Annotated in this window: 11 protein-coding genes and 1 other RNA gene; 8 read left to right on the top strand and 4 right to left on the bottom strand. The window is 54.6% G+C overall.

Annotated elements, in window-relative coordinates; all coding sequences use genetic code 11:
* Positions 1-249: 249 nt before the first annotated feature.
* On the bottom strand, positions 250-1,143 hold the full coding sequence (gene argP / locus J4728_RS19340) for a DNA-binding transcriptional regulator ArgP (protein WP_000828345.1): 894 nt from the start codon (positions 1,141-1,143) through the stop codon (positions 250-252).
* A gap of 153 nt (positions 1,144-1,296) precedes the next feature.
* On the opposite strand from argP, the gene rpiA reads away from it, so the two are divergent.
* Positions 1,297-1,956 carry a ribose-5-phosphate isomerase RpiA gene (rpiA, locus tag J4728_RS19345; protein WP_000189741.1) on the top strand — a complete coding sequence of 220 codons (660 nt, stop codon included), beginning with the start codon at positions 1,297-1,299 and terminating at the stop codon, positions 1,954-1,956.
* A 266-nt stretch (positions 1,957-2,222) separates the two neighbouring features.
* A complete protein-coding gene (serA, locus tag J4728_RS19350; protein WP_001151627.1) occupies positions 2,223-3,455 on the top strand; it encodes a phosphoglycerate dehydrogenase in 1,233 nt (410 codons plus the stop codon).
* A gap of 380 nt (positions 3,456-3,835) precedes the next feature.
* Here serA and J4728_RS19355 read toward each other — a convergent pair whose 3' ends face one another.
* The 3 genes from J4728_RS19355 to zapA all read right to left on the bottom strand — a co-directional run bounded on the left by J4728_RS19355 (position 3,836) and on the right by zapA (position 5,007).
* A complete protein-coding gene (locus J4728_RS19355; protein ID WP_001520956.1) occupies positions 3,836-4,432 on the bottom strand; it encodes a 5-formyltetrahydrofolate cyclo-ligase in 597 nt (198 codons plus the stop codon).
* A 20-nt stretch (positions 4,433-4,452) separates the two neighbouring features.
* A non-coding RNA gene (ssrS, locus tag J4728_RS19360) (6S RNA) lies at positions 4,453-4,636 on the bottom strand.
* Between the two features lie 41 nt (positions 4,637-4,677).
* On the bottom strand, positions 4,678-5,007 hold the full coding sequence (zapA, locus tag J4728_RS19365) for a cell division protein ZapA (protein WP_001276011.1): 330 nt from the start codon (positions 5,005-5,007) through the stop codon (positions 4,678-4,680).
* Positions 5,008-5,173: 166 nt separating this feature from the next.
* On the opposite strand from zapA, the gene J4728_RS19370 reads away from it, so the two are divergent.
* From J4728_RS19370 to gcvH, 6 genes are all read left to right on the top strand, one after another.
* Complete coding sequence (locus tag J4728_RS19370) at positions 5,174-5,752, top strand: YecA family protein (protein WP_000027236.1); 579 nt, start codon at positions 5,174-5,176, stop codon at positions 5,750-5,752.
* 25 nt (positions 5,753-5,777) lie between these two features.
* Positions 5,778-7,094: a Xaa-Pro aminopeptidase gene (gene pepP / locus J4728_RS19375; RefSeq protein WP_000193682.1), complete on the top strand. Its 1,317-nt coding sequence runs from the start codon at positions 5,778-5,780 to the stop codon at positions 7,092-7,094.
* Positions 7,091-8,269 (top strand): 2-octaprenyl-6-methoxyphenyl hydroxylase, encoded by a 1,179-nt coding sequence (gene ubiH / locus J4728_RS19380; RefSeq protein WP_000111144.1) that lies wholly within the window; start codon positions 7,091-7,093, stop codon positions 8,267-8,269. The genes pepP and ubiH overlap by 4 nt, the downstream gene beginning before the upstream one ends.
* 124 nt (positions 8,270-8,393) lie before the next feature.
* A complete protein-coding gene (gene ubiI, locus J4728_RS19385) occupies positions 8,394-9,596 on the top strand; it encodes an FAD-dependent 2-octaprenylphenol hydroxylase (RefSeq protein WP_001192144.1) in 1,203 nt (400 codons plus the stop codon).
* Between the two features lie 454 nt (positions 9,597-10,050).
* Entirely contained in the window at positions 10,051-11,145 is a 1,095-nt protein-coding gene (gene gcvT / locus J4728_RS19390; RefSeq protein ID WP_000068738.1) for a glycine cleavage system aminomethyltransferase GcvT, read from the top strand.
* A 25-nt stretch (positions 11,146-11,170) separates the two neighbouring features.
* A complete protein-coding gene (gcvH, locus tag J4728_RS19395) occupies positions 11,171-11,560 on the top strand; it encodes a glycine cleavage system protein GcvH (RefSeq protein ID WP_001295377.1) in 390 nt (129 codons plus the stop codon).
* Positions 11,561-11,568: the final 8 nt, after the last annotated feature.

The raw sequence follows: 11,568 nt of genomic DNA on the forward strand, positions 1-11,568 counted from the left end.
CGCTTCCAGGCCGCGTTTTCTCCCGGTGTTCTCGTTTTTTGCTCCGTATTACGCATTGAAATGAAGATTTGCTAATACGGTGAGCGTTTTGAATCGCCTTGTCGCCAGCAAAAAATAGCCAATGGCGCGTCGTTTTTTGCCGCCTGAACGCAATGATTTTGTGATGAACTTCAAAGAAGTGACGAGGGAATAATGGGTCATGCAGGCCGGATAAGACGTTCACGCCGCCATCCGGCATTCATAGAGAGGCTAATCCTGACGCAGCACCTTGTGCCCGTACTCCAGCAGCGCGTCGGTCACTTTGCGCATCATCCGGCTTTCCGGGGCAAAGCGGTGCCAGTAAAGCATCCGGCGCTGCAGCAAACCAGGCGTTAAGTTGATCAACTCGCCGCTTTCCAGCTCTTTCTCAATCTGCAGGTGAGGGATCATGCAGCAGGTCGTGCCCTGACGCGCAAGCTGTACAAATGCTTCGGATGAATTAACGATATGGCACGGCACGCTGCCGGGCGGTAGATCGAAATTCTGTTGCAAAAAGGCCTGATGCATATCATCCAGATGGTCGAACGCGACGGCGGGCGCTTTTAGCAGCGACGACCGGGTAACGCCATTGGGGAAATAGCGCTCGGCAAACGGCTTTGACGCGACAAACAGATAGTCGAGTGCGCCCAGTTTGTCCACCAGGCAACTGGGTAGCGCCTGATGCTGAATACTCACCGCGCCCACCACCTCGCCGCGCCGCAGACGTTCTTGCGTGCGCGTTTCATCTTCCACCTGTAAATTGAGACGGATAGGGGAGTCCGCCAGTACCGGCGCCAGCGCCGGAAGCAGCCAGGTCGCCAGACTGTCGGCGTTAACCGCCAGCGACAGCAGCAGCGGCGTAGAGCCGGTTTGTTCATCGCCCAGCCACTCTTCTTCCAGCAGTTCAACCTGACGCAGCAGAGCCAGTAATTTTTGCCCTTGCTCCGTGGGGCGAGGAGGAACGGTACGCACCAATAAAGGTTGTCCGAACATATTCTCAAGCTGTTTTATGCGCTGTGAGACGGCGGATTGCGTGATGCACAGCTTCTGGGCGGCGCGCTCGAATCCTCGTTCACGTATAACGGCATCCAGCGCCTGTAGTGTTCTGTAGTCCGGACGTTTCATTGTTGTGTCATGCTCCTGTTATTTTTTTCCGCACTATGACATAAATTTGCCGTCGGTACAGATGAAATCCGTAGCCTGTGTACGGACACGGAGATTTTTCCCGACAATGTTCTATAATGCGGCTGTATTTTCACACCACAGGCGAAACGATCTATGACGCAGGATGAACTGAAAAAAGCGGTAGGATGGGCGGCACTTCAGTATGTACAGCCCGGCACCATTGTGGGCGTTGGTACAGGCTCAACGGCCGCACACTTTATTGATGCGCTGGGCACAATGAAAGGCCAGATTGAAGGCGCGGTCTCCAGCTCGGACGCCTCGACTGAAAAACTCAAAGGCCTCGGTATTCATGTGTTTGATCTCAACGAAGTGGATAGCCTGGGCATCTATGTCGACGGCGCGGACGAAATCAACGGTCATATGCAGATGATCAAAGGCGGCGGCGCGGCATTAACCCGTGAGAAAATTATTGCTTCCGTGGCAGAGAAATTTATCTGTATTGCGGATGCCTCTAAACAGGTGGATATTCTTGGCAAATTCCCGTTGCCGGTCGAAGTGATTCCGATGGCGCGCAGCGCGGTCGCTCGTCAACTGGTGAAGCTGGGCGGGCGTCCGGAGTACCGTCAGAACGTGGTCACGGATAACGGCAACGTGATTCTGGATGTTTATGGTATGGAAATCCTTGATCCCATCGCGCTGGAAAACGCCATTAACGCGATTCCGGGCGTCGTGACCGTAGGGTTGTTCGCCAACCGTGGCGCCGATGTCGCACTGATCGGCACGCCGGACGGGGTGAAAACCATCGTAAAATGATCCCGCCAGGCGTATTTCCTGCCGCGTAAAAAATTCGGTCAGGGCAAATTTGGTGACATGTATCACGTTTAATCGTTTGCCCTGCCGATCCCTCCAAAGAAAAAGTTATTCCCGGTATTTTCATCTGCTATTTCCCGCTGTATGCGATTCCTTCACGACGCTGGCGCAAACGTTCATATTGCCGTGATAATTTTTTTTGATATGTTGAAGGACGGATGCAAATCCACACACAACATCAGATGGCAAAAAAAGACAGGATCGGGGAAATGGCAAAGGTATCGCTGGAGAAAGATAAAATTAAATTTCTGCTGGTTGAAGGGGTGCATCAAAAGGCGCTGGAAAGCCTTCGTGCGGCAGGTTACACCAACATTGAATATCACAAGGGCGCGCTGGACGCTGAACAGTTGAAAGCGTCCATCCGCGATGCCCACTTCATCGGTCTGCGATCCCGTACTCATCTGACAGAAGAAGTGATTAACGCCGCAGAGAAGCTAGTGGCGATTGGCTGTTTTTGCATCGGCACCAACCAGGTGGATTTAAATGCGGCGGCAAAACGCGGTATTCCGGTCTTTAACGCGCCATTCTCGAATACCCGTTCCGTGGCGGAGCTAGTGATTGGCGAGCTGTTGCTGCTGCTGCGCGGCGTGCCGGAAGCGAACGCCAAAGCGCACCGCGGCGTATGGAATAAACTGGCGGCGGGATCGTTCGAAGCGCGCGGTAAAAAGCTTGGCATTATCGGTTACGGCCATATCGGAACGCAGTTGGGCATTCTGGCGGAATCGCTGGGGATGCATGTCTATTTCTATGATATTGAAAATAAACTGCCGCTTGGTAACGCAACTCAGGTGCAGCACCTGTCTGAATTGCTGAATATGAGCGATGTGGTCAGTCTGCACGTACCTGAAAACGCCTCCACCAAAAACATGATGGGCGCAAAAGAGATTGCCCTGATGAAGCCGGGTTCGCTGCTGATTAACGCCGCGCGCGGTACGGTGGTGGATATCCCAGCTTTGTGCGACGCGCTGGCGACGAAACATCTGGCGGGGGCGGCTATCGACGTCTTCCCGACGGAACCGGCCACTAATAGCGATCCGTTTACCTCTCCGCTGTGCGAATTCGATAATGTGATCCTGACGCCGCATATCGGCGGCTCGACGCAGGAGGCGCAAGAAAACATCGGTCTGGAAGTCGCAGGAAAACTGATTAAGTACTCGGATAACGGCTCGACGCTTTCCGCCGTGAACTTCCCGGAAGTGTCGCTGCCGCTGCACGGCGGTCGTCGCCTGATGCACATCCACGAAAACCGCCCGGGCGTATTGACCGCGCTTAACCAGATCTTTGCCGAGCAGGGCGTTAACATTGCCGCGCAGTATCTGCAAACCTCCGCCCGAATGGGGTATGTGGTGATTGATATAGAAGCCGATGGCGATGTGGCGGAGAAAGCGCTGCTGGCGATGAAGGCGATTCCGGGCACCATTCGCGCCCGTCTGCTGTACTAATTTCCTCTAAATGGGCAGGAGATGACCTGCCCATCCTTTCTCTGGTTTCCCTGCCTCAACATCTCTTTGTGTAACGCATACATTCTGTTTTCGAGCCTTGCCGCAATTGGTAATTAAAGGCAGCGTTGCGTGTTGTACAGCAATAAAAGGAATTTACGATAAGGGCTCAGCATAGCGCTGAAACGGGAAAGCCCCTACCGAGGCAGGGGCTCTAAAAAGGAAAGGGACGATGATGAGATACGTCATCATGCTGCTGATCCTGTTAATCATCGCTACGCCAGCATATTAACAGAGAGTACGCAGGAGGGAGGTTCGCCTCCCTCACCCTTCACCGAGAAATTTAGGTCAAAAAAGCGACGCTGTCAATCGGCAAAACACGGCTACCACTCCCAAATTTTGGATGGCGTTACCACCGCAGGCAGCGGGATATCCCACTCTTTAACCGGCAACTTTTCCACTAACTGGCAATCATGCGCGTAGCCCACAGGTAGGATCTTATGCTGCTGCCAGTTTTGCAACGTACGGTCATAAAATCCGCCGCCCATCCCCAGGCGCTGCCCGTCTTCGTCAAACGCGACTAACGGCGTTACCAGCACATCCAGCTTTGCCAGCGGCAATACGTCGCGGACATCAAGCCGTGGCTCCTGAATCTTTAAGCGGTTGGTCACCAGCACACTCTGCGGATAATAGTGCAGGAACAGGAGGTTGCCAGGGCTGAAGGGATGAAGAACCGGAAGGTAGACGCGCTTGCCCGCTCGCCATAGCTGTTCAATCAGCGGCTGGGTGTCGAGTTCGCCATCAAAGGAGAGAAACACGGCGACAGTGTGCGCCATCACGACGGGAGGAAAGCTGAGCATTCGGGCGGCGGCCTGTTGACCAAAACGGCGTTGCTGCTCTGGCGTTAGCGCACGGCGACGTTGCCGAATCATCCGGCGGATTTCTTGTCGTGATAAAGAGAGTTCGGGAAGTTGCGTCATGGCTGTCGCCAGTCAGAAGGGGAATCTCCGAGATGCCGCCGCAGGCTGTAACCCTTGAACCCTTGGTTCAAGGTGAATGTGTCGTCACAGTTTTAAGGCTTCTCGGACGAACCGAGCATGCTCACCAACCGCGGAGCGCCACATTCTTGTGGTATGAAATATCGGCTCAGGGGACTGGCCCGCTTGCAAACATCTCAGAGAAATTCTGTTTTCACAATCACTTTACCATAGTAAAGCGAAAAGTGTTATTCAAAGTTTTGGCCCGTTTTTTCGGTTATGCGACCTTGATCAAGCAACGCCTGTTCGATGGTCTGTTGTAGCATCCGAATACGTTGTTCCATGCTCGCCGCGTAATCGCGGGTCTTCGCTTTTTCCTGAGTTAACTCATAGCTGATATTCAATGCGGCAATGAAAACCAACTGCTCAGTATTTGTGACTCTAGTGCGAACTTTCAGATCTTGCAACCGCTGATTCAGATCGTCCGCAGCCTGATTCAACGCATCCCTTTGGTCAGGCGGGCAATTCACTCGCAGTGAACGGCCAAATATTTGGATATCGACGGGTTGTGCAGACATGCCACCTTCCTGCTGATTGACTGCGCTGCCTTCGTCTCCAGACCCAGGGTCCGCGAAGGGGCGACACTATAGCTACCCTGGTGTGAAGATACAAGCCCTTTTCTGGTTCACCAGGGTCCAAAGTGGTAGCATATCATGAATATCCTCCCTTTGATGACGAATGCTTATGTCTATACAGAACGAAATGCCTGGTTACAACGAAATGAACCGGTTTTTGAATCAACAAGGGGCCGGTCTGACCCCGGCTGAAATGCATGGTTTAATCAGCGGGATGATTTGCGGCGGCAACAACGACAGCTCATGGCAGCCGCTGTTGCACGACCTGACGAACGAAGGTCTGGCCTTCGGGCATGAGCTTGCTCAGGCGCTGCGCAAAATGCACGCGGCGACCAGCGACGCGCTGGAAGACGACGGCTTTCTTTTTCAGCTTTATCTGCCTGAAGGCGACGATGTCAGCGTATTCGATCGCGCAGATGCATTAGCCGGGTGGGTTAACCACTTTTTGCTTGGCCTCGGCGTAACGCAGCCTAAACTTGATAAAGTCACCGGCGAAACGGGTGAAGCGATTGACGACCTGCGTAATATTGCGCAGCTTGGTTATGATGAGAGCGAAGATCAGGAAGAGCTGGAGATGTCGCTCGAAGAGATCATCGAATATGTCCGTGTTGCGGCGCTGTTATGTCATGACACTTTCACGCGCCAACAGCCGACCGCGCCGGAAGTGCGTAAACCGACGCTACACTAAGAAAAAACGAAATGGAGGCCATGTCATGACTCAGCAGGAATACCAACGCCGTCGCCAGGCATTACTGGCGCAAATGCAGCCCGGCAGCGCCGCGCTGATCTTTGCCGCGCCAGAGGCGACGCGCAGCGCAGACAGTGAATATCCGTATCGCCAGAGTAGCGACTTCTGGTATTTCACCGGTTTTAACGAACCGGAAGCCGTGCTGGTACTGATTAAGAGTGATGACACCCACAACCACAGCGTTTTGTTCAACCGCGTTCGCGACCTGACGGCGGAAATCTGGTTTGGTCGCCGTTTAGGACAGGATGCCGCGCCGGAAAAACTGGGCGTTGACCGGGCGCTGGCGTTTAGCGAAATCAACCAGCAACTCTTTCAGTTGCTTAATGGTCTGGATGTGGTGTACCACGCGCAGGGCGAATATGCGTATGCCGACGAGATTGTTCTGGCTGCGCTGGAGAAGCTGCGTAAAGGCTCCCGCCAGAATCTGACCGCGCCGGCCACCATGACTGACTGGCGACCGATCGTCCATGAGATGCGCCTGTTCAAATCGCCGGAAGAGATTGCTGTCCTGCGCCGCGCCGGGGAAATTAGCGCGCTGGCGCATATCCGCGCGATGGAAAAATGCCGTCCGGGGATGTTTGAGTATCAGCTGGAGGGGGAAATTCACCACGAATTTAATCGCCACGGCGCGCGCTATCCCTCCTATAACACCATTGTCGGCAGCGGCGAAAATGGCTGTATCCTGCATTACACTGAAAACGAAAGTGAAATGCGCGACGGCGATTTAGTGCTTATCGACGCGGGCTGTGAATATAAAGGTTACGCGGGCGACATCACGCGTACTTTCCCGGTGAACGGGAAATTTACGCCAGCTCAGCGTGAAATTTATGACATCGTTCTGGAATCGCTGGAGACCAGCCTGCGACTGTTCCGTCCTGGTACCTCTATTCAGGAGGTGACCGGCGAAGTCGTGCGCATCATGATAACCGGGCTGGTGAAGCTGGGGATTTTGCAAGGAGAGGTTGATCAACTGATTGCCGAAAATGCGCATCGTCCTTTCTTTATGCATGGCTTGAGCCACTGGCTGGGGCTGGATGTTCATGATGTCGGCGTTTATGGGCCGGATCGCTCCCGTACCCTAGAGCCGGGCATGGTGCTGACCGTAGAGCCAGGCCTCTATATCGCGCCGGATGCCGACGTGCCGGAAGCGTATCGCGGCATTGGCGTTCGAATTGAAGATGACATTGTCATTACCGAAACCGGTAATGAAAACCTGACCGCTGGCGTTGTGAAGAAGGCGGATGACATTGAAGCATTAATGGCGGCGGCGCGGCAGCAATGAGCGTCATTATCGTTGGCGGCGGCATGGCAGGCGCAACGCTGGCGCTAGCCATCTCTCAGTTCAGTCATGGGACGTTGCCGGTACACCTGATTGAAGCGAAAGCGCCTGAAGCCGACGGTCATCCCGGCTTTGACGCCAGAGCGATTGCGCTGGCGGCGGGCACTTGTCAGCAACTGGCGCGAATTGGCGTCTGGCAGGCGATTTCCGATTGCGCAACGGCAATCAACACCGTACACGTCAGCGATCGCGGTCATGCCGGATTTGTGACTCTCGACGCGCAGGATTACAGCCTGGCAGCGTTGGGTCACGTTGCGGAGCTGCATGATATCGGGCTGCGTCTGTTTGCGCTCTTGCGTAAAGCGCCAGGCGTTACGCTGCACTGCCCGGAGCGCGTAGCCAGCGTGTCGCGTACCCAACAGCAGGTTAACGTCACTCTGGAAAACGGCAATGTGATAGCTGGCAGCGTGCTGGTGGCGGCTAACGGTACCCACTCCGCGCTGGCGTCAGCCTGCGGCGTTGACTGGCGTCAGGAGCCTTACGAACAGTTAGCGGTAATAGCGAATGTCGCGACCGCTATCCCGCACCAGGGACGCGCCTTTGAACGTTTTACCCCCAATGGCCCGCTGGCGATGTTGCCGATGTCGCATGGCCGATGTTCGCTGGTTTGGTGTCACCCGCTCGACCAGCGCGATGAGGTGCTGAGCTGGTCCGATGCGCAGTTTTGTCATGCGTTGCAGGCCGCGTTCGGCTGGCGGCTGGGGCGAATTACTCAGGCGGGTAAGCGCAGCGCGTATCCGCTTGCTCTGACTACGGCGGCGAAAGTGTTTACTCACCGGACTGTCGTGGTCGGCAATGCGGCGCAGACGTTGCATCCTATCGCCGGACAAGGGTTTAATCTCGGTCTGCGCGATGTCATGAGCCTGGCGGAAACGCTGGTCGCGGCACAGGACGCGGGCGAGGATATTGGCGCCTGGCACGTATTATCGCGCTATCAGCAGCGTCGTCAGGTTGACCGGGATACGACGATTGGCGTAACGAACGGTCTGGTCCATGTGTTTGCAAATCGTTGGGTGCCGCTGGTTATTGGGCGCAATATCGGTTTAATGGCGATGGAGTTATTACCGCCTGCGCGCGATGCGCTGGCACAGCGGACCTTAGGTTGGGTTGCGCGTTAAGCCGATCTGTAGGCCGGATAAGGCATTTATGCCGCCATCCGGCATCGTGTTCGTAAAAATACCGGATGGCAGCTTCGCCTTATCCGGCCTACGGTTTGATTGTTCCGGTTTCCAGGAGTAAATAGTGCAAAGTGTTGATGTAGCAATAGTTGGCGGAGGCATGGTGGGACTGGCTGTCGCCTGCGGCTTGCAGGGGAGCGGTTTGCGCGTTGCGGTACTGGATCACGTTGTCCCCCAGCCGTTGGCGAACGATGCGCCGCCTCAGCTTCGGGTGTCGGCGATTAATGCCGCCAGCGAAAAACTGCTTACCCGTCTTGGCGTATGGTCAAACATTGTGGCGCGACGGGCAAGTTGCTACCACGGTATGGAAGTCTGGGATAAAGACAGCTTTGGCCGTATTACGTTTGATGACGCAAGCATGGGATATAGCCATCTGGGGCATATTGTTGAAAACAGCGTCATTCACTACGCATTGTGGCAAAAAGCGCAGCAAGCGGCGGATATCACCTTAATGGCGCCAGCGGAGTTACAGCAGGTTGCCTGGGGAGAGAACGACGCCTTCCTGACTTTAAAAGACGGCGCGATGTTAACCGCGCGTCTGGTGATTGCCGCGGATGGCGCCAACTCCTGGCTGCGTAACAAAGCGGATATTCCCTTAACTTTCTGGGACTACCGTCACCATGCGCTGGTAGCGACTATCCGCACCGAAGAGCCGCACGGCGCGGTTGCTCGCCAGGTGTTTCATGGTGAAGGTATTCTGGCGTTTTTGCCGTTAAGCGATCCGCATCTGTGTTCCATTGTCTGGTCGCTTTCTCCGCAGGATGCGGAGCGTATGCAACAGAGCGGCGACGAGGCGTTTAACCAGGCGTTGACTATCGCCTTCGATAATCGGCTGGGCTTATGCCGCCTGGAAAGCGAACGGCAGGTTTTTCCGCTGACGGGCCGCTATGCTCGCCAGTTTGCCGCGCATCGTCTGGCGTTAGTCGGCGATGCCGCGCACACCATCCATCCGCTGGCAGGGCAAGGCGTCAACCTCGGCTTTATGGACGCGGCCGAACTGGTGGACGATCTGCGTCGGCTTCAGCGCCAGGGCAAAGACATTGGCCAACATCTTTATCTCCGTCGTTATGAGCGTAGCCGTAAACATAGTGCGGCGATGATGCTTGCCGGGATGCAAGGTTTTCGTGACCTGTTTGCCGGCGAAAATCCGGCAAAAAAATTGCTGCGCGACATCGGACTGAAACTGGCGGATACGCTCCCCGGCGTCAAACCCCAACTGCTTCGCCAGGCAATGGGGCTAAACGACCTTCCGCAATGGCTTCGTTAAGCGTCTGACTGCACGCCAGCAAGAGTTTGAAACCCGTCACACTTTGCTTTCCCGGCTATCGCGCCGGGGGGCTTTCCTCGTTTGAAATAATCTAATTTCACCGCTTATTTCGCATTATATTTTCTAATGCCACTATTTTTTGCGAACGAGATTTTCGACATTTTTTCCACATTTAATATTAATTTATGTTGTGATAAATCGTATCAGCTTCATTTTTATGGAGGTTATTTAGCGTAATAGTGGTTTTTTGTGCTGATGGGGTTTTGGCGTTTTTTAGTCATAAGCTAATGTGATGGTAAATTCAGCCTTATGGTTTAGCGCCTGGTTCGGTGGTAAGTTCAGGAGCAAGAGAACGTTTGCGTCGGCGCAGGAAAAAGGGCGTCGATGCCAGGTTTCGTGGCGAAGATTTCCCATGAAAATGGTTGTTAGCCCCCGCTAATTCAACGAGGAAAAGATGGCCCAACAGACGCCTTTGTACGAACAACACACGCTATGCGGCGCCCGCATGGTCGATTTTCATGGCTGGATGATGCCCCTGCATTACGGCTCTCAGCTTGATGAACACCACGCTGTGCGCACCGATGCCGGGATGTTTGATGTATCGCATATGACCATTGTCGATCTTCATGGCAGCCGCACACGAGAGTTTCTACGTTATCTGCTGGCAAACGACGTCGCGAAGCTAACGAAGACGGGTAAAGCCCTCTACTCCGGTATGCTTAACGCATCGGGCGGCGTGATTGATGACCTTATCGTCTACTACTTCACTGAAGATTTCTTCCGTCTCGTTGTTAACTCCGCCACCCGCGAAAAAGACCTCTCCTGGATTACCCAACACGCTGAACCTTATGCCATCGACATTACCGTTCGTGACGACCTGTCGCTGATTGCGGTACAGGGGCCGAATGCGCAGGAAAAAGCGGCGACTCTGTTTACTGACCAACAGCGCCATGCAGTAGAAGGTATGAAGCCGTTCTTCGGCGTTCAGGCGGGCGATCTGTTTATCGCCACCACCGGTTATACCGGCGAAGCGGGCTATGAAATCGCCATGCCGAATGAAAAAGCGGCGGATTTCTGGCGTGCGCTGGTGGAGGCGGGCGTGAAGCCGTGCGGTCTTGGCGCGCGCGACACGCTGCGTCTGGAAGCTGGCATGAACCTGTACGGTCAGGAGATGGATGAAGGTATCTCTCCGCTGGCGGCTAATATGGGATGGACTATCGCCTGGGAACCTGCTGACCGCGACTTTATTGGCCGTGAGGCGCTGGAGATGCAGCGTGAAAAAGGCCATGAGCAGCTTGTCGGTCTGGTGATGACCGAGAAAGGCGTATTGCGTAATGAACTGCCGGTGCGTTTTACCGATGCGCAGGGCAATCAGCAAGAAGGCATTATCACCAGCGGGACGTTTTCCCCAACGTTGGGCTACAGCATTGCGCTGGCGCGTGTTCCGGCGGGCATCGGCGAGACGGCGATTGTACAAATTCGTAACCGTGAAATGCCGGTAAAAGTGACTAAACCTGTTTTTGTGCGTAACGGCAAAGCCGTCGCGTGATTCATCCTTTTTTGGAGATTAATTGATGAGCAACGTACCCGCAGAACTGAAATACAGCAAAGAACACGAATGGCTGCGTAAAGAAGCGGATGGCACTTACACTGTTGGCATTACTGAACACGCTCAGGAGCTGTTGGGCGATATGGTTTTTGTTGATCTGCCGGAAGTCGGCGCGACCGTAAGCGCGGGCGACGACTGCGCCGTGGCGGAGTCCGTAAAAGCGGCGTCCGACATTTATGCGCCGGTAAGCGGCGAGATCGTGGCGGTAAACGATGCGCTGAGCGACTCCCCGGAGCTGGTGAACAGCGAACCGTATGCCGGTGGCTGGATCTTTAAAATCAAAGCCAGCGATGAAAGCGAACTTGAATCGCTGCTGGATGCCACCGCGTATGAGGCATTGTTAGAAGACGAATAATGTTGTGC

Source organism: Salmonella sp. 32070601201500089SM (genome assembly GCF_017573605.1).
GTDB classification, from domain to species: Bacteria; Pseudomonadota; Gammaproteobacteria; order Enterobacterales; family Enterobacteriaceae; genus Salmonella; species Salmonella enterica.